We start from the raw sequence: 13,769 nt of genomic DNA, 5'->3' as shown, positions 1-13,769 counted from the left end.
CCCGGGCTAAAAACCGTGGATCTGCGCGGCGGAACTTGAACCGATGAACTCGTTGTAGCCAGAAAGGATCACGTACACTGCGAAATAGCAGAAGATCGCGGCCGACGCCATGTACGAATAGCGCAGCAATTTGTCGCCCAGCAACTTGCCACCGTGACTTGCGGCGAAACACAACCCGACGCACCAGAGCACCCCTGCACACAGGAATCCACTCAGAAACAGCACCGAACTGAGCGTGCCGCCGCCACCCGAGCGCGCGATCAATGTGCCTCCGACGGCTGCAAACCACAGAATCGCGCTGGGAGAAGACATGGCCAGAAAGATCCCGCGAAAAAACTCCTTGCGATGCGAGTTGTGCCCTGCTTCAACGCTCTGCGCCAATACCGCCTGATGATGGATTGCCGAATAAATCATCTTCGCGGCAAAGTACATCAGCAAAGTCGAACCGCCGATCCATAACACCCAGCGTACGGTCTCGTATTGCAGCAACACGGTCATGCCGGCCAGCGCCAACACCGCATAGATCAAATCGCCGACACACGTTCCCAAGCCCAGCGCGAAGCCTTGGAAATAACCGCGCTGCATCGCCAATGTGATCATCGCGATATTGGCCACGCCAATGTCCAGGCACAACGAAAGGCTCAGCAAGAAGCCACTGGTAAATTCCATCAACGCCCTTCCTTCGGACAAATTTTTTAACAGAGGCTGGACAGTCTGCCACAGCTGCCCTTACATTCCGCCACAGGCCACCGCAGTGGCCGGCGTCGCTCGGACGGTTCCGGGCGCTTACGTTATCCGAGGCAACAATGGCCGAACAAGGTTCGCCGCGCCGCTTTGCGCGCATAGATCGACTCCCCCCTTACGTTTTCAACATCACCGCCGAGCTGAAGATGGCCGCGCGACGTCGTGGCGAGGACATCATCGACCTGAGCATGGGCAATCCCGACGGCCCTACCCCGCCGCACATTGTCGAGAAACTTGTACAAGTTGCCCAACGTGAAGACACCCACGGTTACTCCACGTCCAAGGGTATCCCGCGCCTGCGCCGGGCGATCTCCAACTGGTACAAGCAGCGTTACGAGGTCGACATCGACCCGGAAAACGAAGCTATTGTCACCATCGGTTCCAAGGAAGGACTCGCGCACCTTATGCTGGCGACGCTCGACCAGGGCGACACCGTGCTGGTGCCGAACCCCAGTTATCCGATTCACATCTACGGTGCCGTGATTGCCGGCGCCCAGGTCCGCTCGGTGCCGCTGATTCCCGGAGTGGATTTTTTTGACGAGCTCGAGCGTGCGATTCGCGGGTCGATCCCGAAACCGAAAATGATGATTCTCGGCTTCCCCTCCAATCCTACCGCGCAGTGTGTGGAGCTGGATTTCTTCGAGCGGGTGATCGCCCTCGCCAAGCAATATGACGTGCTGGTGGTGCACGACCTGGCCTACGCCGACATCGTTTACGACGGCTGGAAAGCTCCGTCGATCATGCAGGTGCCGGGCGCGAAGGACATCGCTGTGGAGTTTTTCACCCTGTCCAAGAGCTACAACATGGCGGGTTGGCGCATCGGTTTCATGGTCGGTAATCCGGAACTGGTCAACGCTCTGGCGCGGATCAAGAGTTACCATGACTACGGCACGTTCACGCCGCTGCAAGTCGCGGCAATTGCCGCACTGGAAGGCGATCAGCAATGCGTCAAGGATATTGCCGAGCAGTATCGGCAACGGCGCAACGTGCTGGTCAAAGGCCTGCACGAACTGGGCTGGAGGGTGGAAAACCCGAAAGCCTCGATGTACGTCTGGGCGAAGATTCCCGAGGCGTACGCGCACATGGGTTCGCTTGAGTTCGCTAAAAAGCTGCTGGCCGAGGCCAAGGTCTGTGTCTCGCCGGGGGTGGGATTCGGTGAGTATGGGGACGATCATGTGCGCTTCGCCCTGATCGAGAACCATGACCGGATTCGTCAGGCCGTACGCGGCATTCGCGGGATGTTTCGAGCGGATGGGTTGGTGGGCAAATCTAACATCTGAAAGGCCTTGCGCCTTGCACTGCAGGAGCTACGTAGCTGCCACAGACGTTTCTGCGCACACAAAAAAACCGCATCGCTGCGGTTTTTTTGGGTCTTGCGAAGCGGTCAGACGAACATCGACAACAGCAGAATAAAGCCCAGCGCCACGATGGACAGGATGGTTTCCATCGCCGTCCAGGTCTTGAACGTCTCTGCCACAGTCATGTTGAAGTATTGCTTCACCAGCCAGAAACCGGCGTCGTTGACGTGCGAGAGGATCAGCGAACCGGCACCGGTGGCGAGCACCAGCAGCTCACGGTTGACGCCCGGAATCATTCCCACCACCGGCACTACGATGCCCGCACCGGTAATGGTCGCCACAGTGGCCGAACCGGTCGCGATACGGATCACCGCCGCCACCAGCCACGCCAGCAGTATCGGCGAAATCTGCGCATTCACCGCCATGTGACCGATCACGTCGCCCACGCCGCTGGTGACCAGCATCTGCTTGAAGCCGCCACCGGCACCGATGATCAGGATGATCGCGGCGGTCGGTGCAAGGCTGGCGTCGAGCAACTTCAGAATCTTGTTCGAGCCCATACCCTGTTTGTGGCCAAAGGTGTACAGCGACAGCAACAATGCCAGCAACAACGCCGAGATCGGGTGACCGACCAGGTCCATGAAGGAGCGCGCCAGGTTGCCTTCCGGCAGCACCACGTCGGCAAAGGTCTTGAGCAGCATCAGGAACACCGGCAGCAACACGGTGATCAGGGTGATGCTGAAGCTGGGCAGATCGGCCGAGTCCGGTTCGCGCGCCAGTTGATCCACCAGTTCCTGATTAGGGTGCCCGGGGATGTACTTGGCGATGAACGTGCCGTAGATCGGGCCGGCGATAATAGCCGTTGGCAGCGCGACGATCAGGCCGTACAAAATGGTTTTGCCGATGTCGGCACCGAACACGCCGATGGCCAGCAACGGGCCCGGGTGCGGAGGGACCAGACCGTGCACGGCAGAGAGACCGGCGAGCAACGGGATACCGATCTTGATGATCGATACACCGGTGCGCCGCGCGACAATGAACACCAGCGGAATAAGCAGTACGAAGCCGATTTCGAAGAACAGCGGAATGCCGACCAGAAAGGCCGCGAACATCATCGCCCACTGCACTTTGTCCTTGCCGAACGCGCGAATCAGCGTCTGTGCAATCTGATCCGCGCCGCCCGATTCAGCCATCATTTTGCCGAGCATGGTGCCCAGTGCGAGGATGATCCCGACAAAACCGAGCACTCCACCAAAGCCGTCCTGGAACGCCTTGATAACGGTGCCGATCGGCATGCCGGAGGTCAACCCGAGGAAAGCGGCGGCGATGATCAGGGCAATGAAGGGGTGAAACTTGAACTTGGTGATCAGGACGATGAGTCCGATCACCGTGACCACTGCATCGAGCAGCAGGAACGTCTCGTGGGACATGCCGAACATTAGGGGTGTCTCCTGGTTGTTGTTGTTATTAAAGCGGCTATTGCGCAGGTCATACGGAAAGCTTCGCGAAGCGCCTGGACAGCGCTATCTTTTGCAGCACGACTCATACCGCACGCAGGCCATTTTCCAGCCACCAGCGGTGAGCCTGCACGGCCAGTTCGTCGACGCTGTGCGTGGACGCATCGAGGGCTAGCGTCAGCGGCTCGCCAACGGGCGATTCCAGCGTGGCGAACTGGCTGTCGATCAGGGTCGACGGCATGAAATGGCCAGGCCGGTGGGAGACACGGTCTGCGGCGACTTCAGGCGTCAGTTCGAGGAAAACGAAGCCCAGGCCTGGCAAGGCGCTGCGCAAACGTTCGCGATAAATCAGTTTGAGCGCCGAGCAAGTCAGCACCGGGCGCGCACCTTGCGCATCGACGCGGCGCAGTTCATCGCACAGGCTGTCGAGCCAGCCAGCACGGTCATCGTCGTTCAGGGGAATGCCGGCGCTCATCTTTTCGATATTGGCGGCAGGGTGAAACGTATCGCCTTCGATGGCAGTTGCGCCGCTGAGCTGGCACAAGGCCTCGCTGACGCATGTCTTGCCGCAACCGGCAACGCCCATGATGACCAGAGCGGTGATGGGATGATTCATGTAACACCTCAGCGCGCAGACAGCGCTACCTTTGCAAGTTATAGAACATGAGCAAAAGCAGAAGTTGCCGACGCCTTCTTGTGATTTTTTTGTGGGTTGCAGCACGTTTGTTCCCAATACCAAAAAGCGAGCTTCAGGCAAAACTCGCTCACGCATTTGCAGCTGCTTCGGGACAGCGCTACCTTAGTGCCTTGAATTTTGTTTGGCAAGCCGCCCGATGACCCCCCCTAAAAACGATAAAAATACACGCACCACCGGCCGCCCTACCCTCAATGAAGTAGCGCGCCTGGCCGGCGTCAGTCCGATCACCGCGTCTCGCGCCCTGCGCGGCGTCAGCACCGTGGCCACCGAACTGGTGGAAAAAGTGCAAAAAGCCGCGCTTGACCTCAATTATGTGGTCAACCCCGCCGCCCGAGCGCTGGCTTCGGCCCAGAGCCATTCGGTGGTGGTATTGGTGCCGTCGCTGTCCAACTTGCTGTTCATCGACACACTGGAAGCCATTCATCAGGTTTTGCGGCCCAAGGGCTTTGAAGTGCTGATCGGCAACTTCCACTATTCCCGTGACGAAGAAGAAAACCTGCTGCGCAACTACATGGCCTATCAACCGCGCGGCTTGCTCTTGACCGGGTTTGACCGTACGGAAAGCTCGCGGCGCATGATCGAGGCGAGCAACATGCCCTGCGTCTATATGATGGAGCTCGACAGCGCCGCAGGGCTCAATTGCGTGGGCTTTTCGCAACTGGCGGCGGGTGAAACGGCGGCCGAGCATCTGCTTTCACGCGGTCGCAGGCGCCTGGCGTACATCGGTGCGCAGCTTGATCAACGCACCCTGCTGCGCGGCGAAGGTTTTCGCAAGGCACTGCAGAAGGCCGGGCGGTATGATCCCGATCTGGAAGTGCTGACCCCGCGCGCCTCCTCCGTCGGCCTTGGCGGCGAGCTGTTTGTGCAATTGATGACCAGTCACCCGGATGTTGATGCGATTTTCTTCGGCAACGATGACCTGGCCCAGGGCGCGCTGCTCGAAGCGATGCGTTGCGGCATCAGGATCCCTGAGCGAGTGTCGATTCTCGGTTTCAACGATTTGCCGGCCTCTGCGCACATGGTCCCGCGCCTGAGCAGCATCAACACGCCACGCGAAGCCATTGGCCGGCGTGCCGCGGAGCAGCTGTTGACGCTGATGGCCGGCAACACTGTGGCCCGTCCGGTGCAGGACATGGGATTCGAACTGAAGGTGCGCGAAAGCACATAAACCTGGCTTTTGTGACGAGGGGGCTTGCCCTCTCGCCACAGGTCATGTGCCGGACATGAGCTCCACAAACGCCGACGCGCCTTTCTGCAACGGCTGATTCTTGAGCCACACCGCGTGGACCGGTAGCAGCAGACCATTTTCGACGTTGCGAAAACTCAAGGACTTGAGCCTCCCTGAGTCGAGCAACGGTTGCACCACCGACAGCGGAAAATTACCCCAACCCAAACCTGCTTCGACCATCTCCACGGCCATTGTCAGCGTATCGGTACGCCAACAGGACTCGGCCAGCACGGGGCGGGTTTCGCTGATTGGCAAATCTCGGCTGGCGACGATGATCTGGCGCTCATGCACCAAATCTTCCAGAAACAGATCCTGCCCCTGCAACAGCGGATGATCCGCCGCCAGTGTGGCGATGAATCGTTCCGTGCCGACAAATTGAAAGCGCTCCAGCACATTGACGCTCAACCCGGCGAACGCCAGGCACACGCTGACGCGCCTCTCATGCAGCATGGCCAACACGTCATCTTGTGGCGCCGTCAGCATTTCAATGTCGAGCAGCGGATAACGCTGCGCAATGACCTTGATCGCAGCCATCATTCGAATGTTGTCGATGTCGGCGACCACGCCAATCGACAACGTGCTCTCCAGGCCCAATGATAATTCGATCGCATGCACTTGCAGCTGTTTGAGCTGCCCTGAAATCAGCCGCGCGTGCGGAACCAGCGCACTTGCCATCGCTGTGGGTACCGGCTCGCGATGGCTTCGATCGAAGAGTGGATAACCGAGTTCGGCCTCTAGATTGGCGATGCCCATGCTCACCGCCGAAGGCACCTTGCCCAAGGCCCGGGCTGCTGCCGAAAACGAGCCACGCTCAATCACGGCGAGAAACAACTCGATGCTGTCGCTGCTGAAATTCATGCTCTTCCTGTCAAGTAAACTGAAAGCTTCTGACTTTTTCTGTCAGCTCCATTGAAGCTATCTTGCGACCTATTCGCCAGCCCTGCTGGCTTCAACTCGCAAGAAAAGGCAATTCTCCATGCAAGGCGTCAAACGCAAACTCGTCTATGTGTCTCTCTATGAAGTGATTGGCATGACCTTCTCTGCAATCGGTCTAGCGCTGCTGTCTGGTACTTCGCCCGGCAGCACCGGGCCCTTGGCAGTGATCATCACCACCATCGCCGTCACCTGGAATTTTATTTACACAACGATGTTCGAGCGCTGGGAAAGCCGTCAGCCCTCGCGCACCCGTACCGTCAAGCGGCGCATCGCTCATGCAGTAGGTTTTCAACTAACCTTGATTGTGTTTCTCATCCCGTTGATCGCCTGGTGGATGAACATCAGCCTCGTGCAAGCTTTTCTGCTGGACCTGGCGCTGATCATCTTCATCCCTTGCTACACGTTTGCGTTCAACTGGTTGTTTGACCGTACGTTTGGTTTGCCGGCCTCCGCCCTGCCTGACGCTGCCTGAGTTGCACGCGGGCCGACAGCCTGTCAGATTCCCGAAGCATTCAATCGCTAAAGGAGTAGCTCCATGGAACATGCACTGAAAATTCTGGGTAAAGCGTCGTCCATCAACGTCAGAAAAGTCCTGTGGACCTGCGAAGAGCTCGGCGTTTCCTACGAACGCGAGGATTGGGGCAGCGGATTTGCTTCGACCCACAGCCCTGAATTTCTCAAACTCAACCCCAACGCCCAGGTGCCCGTGATCATCGATGACGCCGGCGTGCTATGGGAATCCAACACCATCTGCCGCTATCTGGTCGGCAAACACCGCAACGTTGAGTTGCTCCCGCACGAGCCGGCGGCGCGCGCCCAAGTGGAACAGTGGATGGACTGGCAGACCGCAGAACTCAACCGTTCGTGGGGCTACGCGTTCACGGCGCTGGTACGTAAAGACCCGGAATGTCAGGACCCGCACCGCATCGCCAGCGGCTTGCGCGACTGGAATCAGAAAATGGCGATACTCGAAAAACAGCTCGCGGCAACCGGGGCTTATGTGGCCGGTCCACGGTTTACGTTGGCAGACATCCTCATCGGGCTGTCGGTCAACCGGTGGCTGATGACGCCTATGGAGCGTCCGGAATTCCCGGCCATTGACGAGTATTTCCAGCGCCTGGCGCAACGCCCCGGGTTCCTCAAATATGGCTGCAACGGCGTGCCGTGATAGCGGAGCGCTTGCGGTCGGACATTGCCGGGGTGAGGCAAAAGCTGACCGGATCGGGCGTGCGACAGACTGTGCCATTCTAGCTAAGTTATTGATAGATAATATAATTTCTATATAGGCATACTATTTGCTCTAAGCACTGCACCACAAAAACCACAAGGTCTACTTATCATGTTGGTCAGTGCTAATACGCAATTGCTCATGGCGCCCCGCCTCAAGAAGCCGGGCGAAGATCCCGTCGCCGATGCCGCTGCCGGATTGCAGGGTGCGATGGCGCAAACCCTGCAAAACAATGTGCAGGCGCAGACCGCCCAAGCCAGTGCGAAGGTCCAGGAATCAGCGACCCAAACGTCCACGCAGCAGGCCAGTAAGGCGAGCAGAATCAGCGACAACGTAGATGAAGCGTTTGCCAAGACGCGCGTTGGCTTGCAGCTGGTGTACGCCCAATTGCCGGCTGATGTGCTCAATCGCCTGCATGGTGGCGGCGCGACGAATGAGTTTCAGGCCTATATGAACAAGACGCCGCAAGAGCGGATTCAGGACGCAATCCTGCAGGAAATGGGGCTGACGAAAGAGGAGGTCGCGCAGATGCCACCGGAGCAACAGCAGGCCGTGGCAAAAGAAATGGCCGAGCGCATGCAAGACAAGGCTGAAATGGCCCAAGCCGAGAAAGAAAACGCAGCGGCTGAAGACGACAGCACCGTCGTGGCGACACTGTAACTACCTGCGTTCCCCCTGTAACTACCTGCGTTCCCCCCTGTAACTTCATGCGTTCCCCCCTGTAACTACATGCGTTCCCCCCTGTAGCAGCTGGCGCAGCCTGCGTCGGCTGCTTCGGCTGCGGCAGTTTCACACGGGAGCTGCGTTGCCTTGGACGCAGGCTGCGCCAGCTGCTACAGGGGATTTGCGTTGGCTGGACGCAGGCTGCGCCAGCTGCTACAGGGGGGTTTGCATTGGCTGGACGCAGGCTGCGCCAGCTGCTACAGGAGGATTTGCGTTGGCTGGACGCAGGCTGCGCCAGCTGCTACAGGAGGGGTTGCGTTGGCGGACGCAGGCTGCGCCAGCTGCTGCGGTATCGGTGTTTGGCCGGGTCAATTTAGCTGCAGGGTAGAGTTGAACTGGCTGATTGCATCCACGACATGCCGCGAGCCTTGCTGGATTTCCAGAATCACCTCGCCCGCCTCGTTCGCCAACTCCACGCCAAGGCCGGTTCGACTCAGACTCGACTGCATGCTTGACACCGCACTCAACGACAAATCGTGATTTTTGCGCACCACATCGACAATCTCCAGGGTCGCCTGACTGGTACGCGCCGCAAGGCTGCGAACCTCATCCGCCACCACGGCAAATCCTCGTCCATGCTCACCGGCACGCGCCGCCTCGATGGCCGCATTGAGCGCCAGCAAGTTGGTTTGATCAGCGATGCCGCGAATGGTCTGGACGATGGTGCCGATGATGTCGGACTGTTTGCTGACCGCATCAATGCTCTGCGCCGCCTCATTCAAATCCTTCGAAATGTCCTGAATAATTTGCACGGTTTGCTGCACCACCTGCGAGCCCTTCTGCGCACAGGCGTCGTTTTGCACCGAGGTGCTGTGCTCAGACTCGGCGGCGGATTGCAAGGTGGTGACTTGTTCAGTGATGTCACTGGCAAACTTCACCACTTTGTATAAACGCCCTTTGGCGTCGAACAACGGATTGTACGAAGCCTCCAGATAAATCGTCCGCCCCATTTTGTCTTTGCGTTCGAAACGGTGCGAGTGGTATTCGCCACGATTGAGCGAAGCCCAGAACGCTTTGTAATCTGAAGCATCAGCTTCGGCGCGAGGACAAAACAGGCTGTGGTGCTGACCGGTGACTTCGCTGAGTGAGTAATGAGTGGTCTTCAGAAAGTTGTCGTTGGCCGTGATCACATGACCATCGGGAGTAAATTCGATAACCGCCATGGAACGACCGATGGCCGCAAGCATGCTTTCCTCTTCGTGTTGCTTGCAGACTCTCGCGGAAATATCCGTGGCCACTTTGATGACGCTGCTTACTTGCCGATCGGGACCGAACACCGGCATGTAACTCGCTTCGAGCCAGATTTCCCTGCCGCTTTTATCAAGCCGCAAAAACGTCCCACTGATCGGTTCGCCCCGCGCCAGGTCATGCCAGAGTTTGGCGTACGCGTCGCTACGGTGGAACGCTTCTTCGCAAAACATCCGGTGGTGTTTGCCGCGCACTTCTTCGGCGCTGTAACCCATGGCGGCACAAAAGTTTTCGTTGGCATCGAGCACGATGCCTTCTGGCGTGAACTCAATCATCGCCATCGAACGGCTGACAGCCGCGAGTTTCGCGTTGGCCTCGGCCAGCGCGCAACTAATGCGTTCGATCTCCAGGAGATCTGCCTTGTGATGCAAGTTAAACATGGTCGTAATCACCCTGAGCGCGGTTTTTTGATTTGATGAAAGTTCTTTGGTCTTTCAACGGATCCACCACAACGTTCTAAGAAACAGGCACACGCCCCTCTCCACGGCTGGGACAGGTCAGGTGATCAATGATGTTCAAACGGAGTGTCCATGGTGCAACGCTCGTATCAAGACATCCTTCTCTTGATAGCCCGGGACCGGGCCAACCCTGATGCATGCTTGAATAATTCCCTTTACCGGACCGCTCCGTTTTTTTTCAGGTGCACTGTTTGCGCACTCCAAGCCGGGCAAAACATTTTGACCGACATGTGAGTAACGACAGCATAGACAGGAGGCGAAAGTAATCAAGGCTACGAGTCGGCCACTATTCAGGACTATTCCGTTTAATCACCATGAAGCTTCGGCTGGCACAAAAAGCGGTGCAGTGTTGGCCGGGAATTGGCGAGGGCGTTCAAACGCTGCCGGGGTCATGCGGGGAGGTCAAACTGGAGCCCAGGAACCGGGCTCCATTACCGCTGGATCAATGACCGAACACATCCACCTTCTTGGCCTTCTTGTCCGCGCGTTTTTCATCGGCCGTTTTTGCCGGTTTTTTCTTTGCCGCTTTTTTTGAATCCATGCCTTTGGCCATGATACTTACTCCACTCATACGGGATGTGAATTCAGGTATACACCTATCCTTGCGCACGCGTTCTTTTATAATCGCCCGATTTTGCGCAGCCACAGATCAAACCCATGCCCGACACTCAGTACACCTTGCTCGCGGAGCCGCTATGGCCGTTGATGAACAAGTTTTACCGTGCCCACCAATCGCCAATGAAAGCCGTGCGCGAAGCTCGACTCTGGGTAGCCAGGCGCGATGAGATTGTCGGCGCGTTGTGTTTACGCCCCGTGGCGGGCGGGCATTGGCTGACGGGGTTGTTCGTGGATCCCGCGTGCCGTGGGCAGGGCATCGCGGCGGCGCTGATCGGGCAAGCGGTGCACGATGTTGAAGAACCGGTGTGGTTGTACTGCCATCCGGATTTGCGCGGGTTTTATGAGGACTGCGGCTTCAACGTCGATCCAACCATGCCGTATGCGATGGTCGAACGGTTGAGCCGCTATGCGCGCAGCAAACCGATGATTGCCATGGGCTTAACGCCGCGAGTTTGATGCGTTGAACGCAGACTATGGCAGCAGCGGCCTTCACTCATCAGAGTCAGGGTCAAGGTCCGGAAACAACACCTCGGTAAAACCGAACTTGCTGAAATCGGTAATCCTCGATGGGTATAACCGGCCAATCAAATGGTCGCATTCATGCTGCACCACTCGGGCATGAAACCCCTCGGCAATGCGCTCGATTGGCTCACCTTTTGGATTGAAACCCTCATAGCGAATCTGCTGATAGCGATCCACCGCGCCACGCAGGCCCGGCACCGACAAGCAGCCTTCAAAACCCTCTTCAACCACCGCGCTAAGCGGCGTGATCAATGGATTGATCAAAATGGTCTGCGGCACGGCTTCGGCATCTGGATAGCGTTCGCTGTGCTCGAAACCAAAGATAACCAGCTGCAGATCGACACCAATCTGCGGCGCCGCAAGGCCAACGCCGCCGACACTTTCCATGGTCTGGAACATGTCATCGATCAGCTCCCAGAGCTCCGGGCTGTCGAACATTTCCACGGGGACTGGCGCAGCGATGCGCAGCAAGCGTTCATCGCCCATTTTCAGGATTTCACGGATCATTTGGTGACTTCGTCAGTGCTCGGCTTGATCGAGTGATCCCGACCCAGTCCCGATACGTGTTGTTTGGTTTCTGTGTCCGCGCCTTCTCCAGGGACCTTCTCGCCCGGATCCTTGCCTTCGGATGACATGTGTTCGATGACCGCGTTCATTTCCGCACCGAGCAACAACACCGCGGAAGAAATATAGAAATACAGCAAGAGCACGATGATCGCACCGATACTGCCGTACATGGCGTTGTAGTTGGCGAATTCCTTGACGTAGAAACCAAAACCCAGCGACGCCATGATCCATACCACGACTGCTAACACTGAACCTGGGGTTATAAAACGAAAATCCTGTTTGACGTCTGGCATCACGTAGTAAATCAGCGCCACCGCGACCATCAGAAGAATCACTACAACTGGCCAGCGGGCGATGGTCCACAGCGTGACGATGAATTCTTCCATGCCGACCTGAGCCGCGATCCAGCCCATTACCTGCGGGCCCAGCACCATCAGAGCAGCGGCGATCAGCAACATGCCCGCAATACCCACGGTGTAGACGATAGACAGAGGAATAAGCTTCCACGCCGGACGACCTTCAACGACATCGTAGGCGGCGTTCATCGCGCTCATCATCAAGCGGACACCGGCGGAAGCGGTCCACAGCGCGATGACGATACCGACCGACAACAGACCGCCCTTGGACTGCTGCAGTTGGTCGATCACCGGGTTGACCTGCTCCAGCGCCTGGGGCGGCAGCACCAGCTCGGATTGCAGACGCAACCACGAGAAGAAATCCGGCAGGTGCAGGAAGCCGATCAGGGCGATCAGAAACAAAATGAAGGGGAATAAGGAAAACAGCATTTGATACGCCAACGCCGACGCGTAAGTCGACATCTCGTCGTTAACAAACTCTTTGACGGTGCGCACCATCACCCGGGTGATGGGCATACCTTTCATGTCCGGGAAAATCATGAGCGTCTCCTTTCGCCGCAAATCGGTAGAAGTCGTGGCGACTCAGGGGCCGTTTTTACATCAAAGTAGCCTAAGTGGCGACTCTGAAACACTGTGCTTGTTTCATACCCGTCAGGCTGACACAAAAACGGCCATCCGCAGATGGCCGTTTCGGTCGCGCACAAAGCCACAATTACGCTTTGTCGACGCCTTTCTTGACGGCGTCTTTGGCGTTGCCCACCGCTTGCTGAGCTTCGCCTTTCTTTTCCTGGACCACACCTTCGGCGCGCATTTTGTCGTTATCGGTAGCCTTGCCGACGCCTTGCTTGACGTTGCCGACTGCTTCGTTGGCCATGCCTTTTACTTTATCGCCAGTGCTGCTCATGGTGTTTCTCCTGTGAACAATTGAACGAGGTAAGTGGTTACACAAAGATTGACCGGGCCGACTTGCATGGAGTTTCATTTTTTTTTCGAGCGCTTTTCATCGGCCAACGCAGTCGGGGCTTTATGTTTGCGCGACAACCCCCGAGAATGCGCCATGTATTCAGGCCTCTGGCGCTGAAGATCCAATACTGTAGGAATGTTATGAAACTCGATAAAAAGCAGGCCATTGCCCGCAGAAACCAGGAGCTCGGCGGTGCTGTGCTTGGCGTCAATAACTGCCATTTCACCGAATTGAACCGCAACCGCAATATTTGGTGGTTCGACCTTCCGGTAGCGCGTCTGGCGATTGGTCAGTACGAATGGATTCACCTGCTGATGCATACTCCGGATACCGACGAACTGCTGCACCTGAAGGTGCCGACGGTGTTCCTGCGCGAGAAGCTTGAAGGTCTGGTCGTGCGTAATGAGGGTAAGCGCAAAGCTGCGCTGAGCCTGGAACTGAGCGCAGACAAGGATTCATATCTGCAAGACATGCGTCCGGCGGGGACGAACGTCAATTTCGCGCAGTTTCGGTTGTAATTCATTGTCTGTGTGACGGGCCTGCGGTAAGGGATACCGCCTGTGGCTAGCCTACTATTTGTGGCGAGGGGGTTTAGCGAAACGTCGCACCGCCCCGTTTGGCTGCGCAGCAGTCGTTAGATGGCGATCGCGACATCCCTGGGGGAAGTGGGTTAAGGGTTATTGGTTATGGGGCTGCTGCGAAGCCCAACGGGGGCAAGCCCCCTC

At 57.4% G+C, this 13,769-nt stretch carries 14 protein-coding genes and 2 pseudogenes; 7 read left to right on the top strand and 9 right to left on the bottom strand.

The window, feature by feature from the left end:
• Positions 1 to 6 precede the first annotated feature (6 nt).
• Complete coding sequence (locus F8N12_RS24890; protein ID WP_150582750.1) at positions 7 to 669, bottom strand: LysE family translocator; 663 nt, start codon at positions 667 to 669, stop codon at positions 7 to 9.
• A gap of 137 nt (positions 670 to 806) precedes the next feature.
• Between F8N12_RS24890 and alaC the strand changes: the two genes are divergently transcribed.
• On the top strand, positions 807 to 2,024 hold the full coding sequence (gene alaC / locus F8N12_RS24885; protein ID WP_150582749.1) for an alanine transaminase: 1,218 nt from the start codon (positions 807 to 809) through the stop codon (positions 2,022 to 2,024).
• 104 nt (positions 2,025 to 2,128) lie between these two features.
• Here the strand turns inward: alaC and F8N12_RS24880 are convergent, their stop codons facing one another.
• Together F8N12_RS24880 and F8N12_RS24875 are read right to left on the bottom strand one after the other, a co-directional pair.
• Positions 2,129 to 3,481: a GntP family permease gene (locus F8N12_RS24880; protein ID WP_150582748.1), complete on the bottom strand. Its 1,353-nt coding sequence runs from the start codon at positions 3,479 to 3,481 to the stop codon at positions 2,129 to 2,131.
• A gap of 103 nt (positions 3,482 to 3,584) precedes the next feature.
• Positions 3,585 to 4,115, bottom strand: coding sequence for a gluconokinase (locus F8N12_RS24875; protein WP_150582747.1), 531 nt, complete (start codon positions 4,113 to 4,115; stop codon positions 3,585 to 3,587).
• Positions 4,116 to 4,332: 217 nt separating this feature from the next.
• Here F8N12_RS24875 and F8N12_RS24870 point away from each other — a divergent pair, with 217 nt between their 5' ends.
• Entirely contained in the window at positions 4,333 to 5,364 is a 1,032-nt protein-coding gene (locus tag F8N12_RS24870; RefSeq protein ID WP_150582746.1) for a LacI family DNA-binding transcriptional regulator, read from the top strand.
• Between the two features lie 42 nt (positions 5,365 to 5,406).
• Here the strand turns inward: F8N12_RS24870 and F8N12_RS24865 are convergent, their stop codons facing one another.
• Complete coding sequence (locus F8N12_RS24865; protein WP_150582745.1) at positions 5,407 to 6,282, bottom strand: LysR family transcriptional regulator; 876 nt, start codon at positions 6,280 to 6,282, stop codon at positions 5,407 to 5,409.
• A 118-nt stretch (positions 6,283 to 6,400) separates the two neighbouring features.
• On the opposite strand from F8N12_RS24865, the gene F8N12_RS24860 reads away from it, so the two are divergent.
• The 3 genes from F8N12_RS24860 to F8N12_RS24850 all read left to right on the top strand — a co-directional run bounded on the left by F8N12_RS24860 (position 6,401) and on the right by F8N12_RS24850 (position 8,248).
• Positions 6,401 to 6,832, top strand: coding sequence for a PACE efflux transporter (locus tag F8N12_RS24860; RefSeq protein ID WP_150582744.1), 432 nt, complete (start codon positions 6,401 to 6,403; stop codon positions 6,830 to 6,832).
• A 63-nt stretch (positions 6,833 to 6,895) separates the two neighbouring features.
• Entirely contained in the window at positions 6,896 to 7,528 is a 633-nt protein-coding gene (locus tag F8N12_RS24855) for a glutathione S-transferase family protein (protein ID WP_150582743.1), read from the top strand.
• Positions 7,529 to 7,699: 171 nt separating this feature from the next.
• On the top strand, positions 7,700 to 8,248 hold the full coding sequence (locus tag F8N12_RS24850) for a hypothetical protein (protein WP_150582742.1): 549 nt from the start codon (positions 7,700 to 7,702) through the stop codon (positions 8,246 to 8,248).
• Between the two features lie 371 nt (positions 8,249 to 8,619).
• On the opposite strand, the pseudogene F8N12_RS28350 reads toward F8N12_RS24850, so the two are convergent.
• Both F8N12_RS28350 and F8N12_RS28345 read right to left on the bottom strand, forming a co-directional pair.
• Positions 8,620 to 9,042: pseudogene (locus F8N12_RS28350) on the bottom strand (methyl-accepting chemotaxis protein); the annotation flags it as partial.
• Between the two features lie 120 nt (positions 9,043 to 9,162).
• Positions 9,163 to 9,834 (bottom strand): annotated as a pseudogene (locus F8N12_RS28345) (PAS domain-containing protein); the annotation flags it as partial.
• A gap of 840 nt (positions 9,835 to 10,674) precedes the next feature.
• Between F8N12_RS28345 and F8N12_RS24840 the strand changes: the two are divergent.
• Positions 10,675 to 11,091, top strand: a complete 417-nt coding sequence (locus F8N12_RS24840) for a GNAT family N-acetyltransferase (protein WP_150582740.1) — start codon at positions 10,675 to 10,677, stop codon at positions 11,089 to 11,091.
• A gap of 33 nt (positions 11,092 to 11,124) precedes the next feature.
• Here F8N12_RS24840 and def read toward each other — a convergent pair whose 3' ends face one another.
• The 3 genes from def to F8N12_RS24825 form a co-directional block, all read right to left on the bottom strand.
• Positions 11,125 to 11,664, bottom strand: coding sequence for a peptide deformylase (gene def / locus F8N12_RS24835; RefSeq protein ID WP_150582739.1), 540 nt, complete (start codon positions 11,662 to 11,664; stop codon positions 11,125 to 11,127).
• On the bottom strand, positions 11,661 to 12,620 hold the full coding sequence (locus F8N12_RS24830; RefSeq protein WP_150582738.1) for a YihY/virulence factor BrkB family protein: 960 nt from the start codon (positions 12,618 to 12,620) through the stop codon (positions 11,661 to 11,663). The genes def and F8N12_RS24830 overlap by 4 nt, the downstream gene beginning before the upstream one ends.
• 172 nt (positions 12,621 to 12,792) lie before the next feature.
• Positions 12,793 to 12,984 (bottom strand): CsbD family protein, encoded by a 192-nt coding sequence (locus F8N12_RS24825; RefSeq protein WP_150580743.1) that lies wholly within the window; start codon positions 12,982 to 12,984, stop codon positions 12,793 to 12,795.
• 200 nt (positions 12,985 to 13,184) lie between these two features.
• On the opposite strand from F8N12_RS24825, the gene F8N12_RS24820 reads away from it, so the two are divergent.
• Complete coding sequence (locus F8N12_RS24820) at positions 13,185 to 13,562, top strand: hypothetical protein (protein ID WP_150580744.1); 378 nt, start codon at positions 13,185 to 13,187, stop codon at positions 13,560 to 13,562.
• The last annotated feature ends 207 nt before the right edge of the window (positions 13,563 to 13,769 follow it).

It is taken from the genome of Pseudomonas fluorescens (genome assembly GCF_902497625.1).
Lineage (GTDB): Bacteria > Pseudomonadota > Gammaproteobacteria > Pseudomonadales > Pseudomonadaceae > Aquipseudomonas > Aquipseudomonas fluorescens_BQ.
The sequence above is the reverse complement of the archived record's forward strand: the minus strand, read 5'-3'. Positions and strand labels throughout refer to the sequence as shown.

Excerpts from the sequence above, each read along its gene's own strand:
- F8N12_RS24890 (WP_150582750.1), bottom strand. The coding sequence starts at position 669 with ATGGAATTTACCAGTGGCTTCTTGCTGAGCCTTTCGTTGTGCCTGGAC.
- alaC (WP_150582749.1), top strand. The coding sequence starts at position 807 with ATGGCCGAACAAGGTTCGCCGCGCCGCTTTGCGCGCATAGATCGACTC.
- F8N12_RS24880 (WP_150582748.1), bottom strand. The coding sequence starts at position 3,481 with ATGTTCGGCATGTCCCACGAGACGTTCCTGCTGCTCGATGCAGTGGTC.
- F8N12_RS24875 (WP_150582747.1), bottom strand. The coding sequence starts at position 4,115 with ATGAATCATCCCATCACCGCTCTGGTCATCATGGGCGTTGCCGGTTGC.
- F8N12_RS24870 (WP_150582746.1), top strand. The coding sequence starts at position 4,333 with ATGACCCCCCCTAAAAACGATAAAAATACACGCACCACCGGCCGCCCT.
- F8N12_RS24865 (WP_150582745.1), bottom strand. The coding sequence starts at position 6,282 with ATGAATTTCAGCAGCGACAGCATCGAGTTGTTTCTCGCCGTGATTGAG.
- F8N12_RS24860 (WP_150582744.1), top strand. The coding sequence starts at position 6,401 with ATGCAAGGCGTCAAACGCAAACTCGTCTATGTGTCTCTCTATGAAGTG.
- F8N12_RS24855 (WP_150582743.1), top strand. The coding sequence starts at position 6,896 with ATGGAACATGCACTGAAAATTCTGGGTAAAGCGTCGTCCATCAACGTC.
- F8N12_RS24850 (WP_150582742.1), top strand. The coding sequence starts at position 7,700 with ATGTTGGTCAGTGCTAATACGCAATTGCTCATGGCGCCCCGCCTCAAG.
- F8N12_RS24840 (WP_150582740.1), top strand. The coding sequence starts at position 10,675 with ATGCCCGACACTCAGTACACCTTGCTCGCGGAGCCGCTATGGCCGTTG.
- def (WP_150582739.1), bottom strand. The coding sequence starts at position 11,664 with ATGATCCGTGAAATCCTGAAAATGGGCGATGAACGCTTGCTGCGCATC.
- F8N12_RS24830 (WP_150582738.1), bottom strand. The coding sequence starts at position 12,620 with ATGATTTTCCCGGACATGAAAGGTATGCCCATCACCCGGGTGATGGTG.
- F8N12_RS24825 (WP_150580743.1), bottom strand. The coding sequence starts at position 12,984 with ATGAGCAGCACTGGCGATAAAGTAAAAGGCATGGCCAACGAAGCAGTC.
- F8N12_RS24820 (WP_150580744.1), top strand. The coding sequence starts at position 13,185 with ATGAAACTCGATAAAAAGCAGGCCATTGCCCGCAGAAACCAGGAGCTC.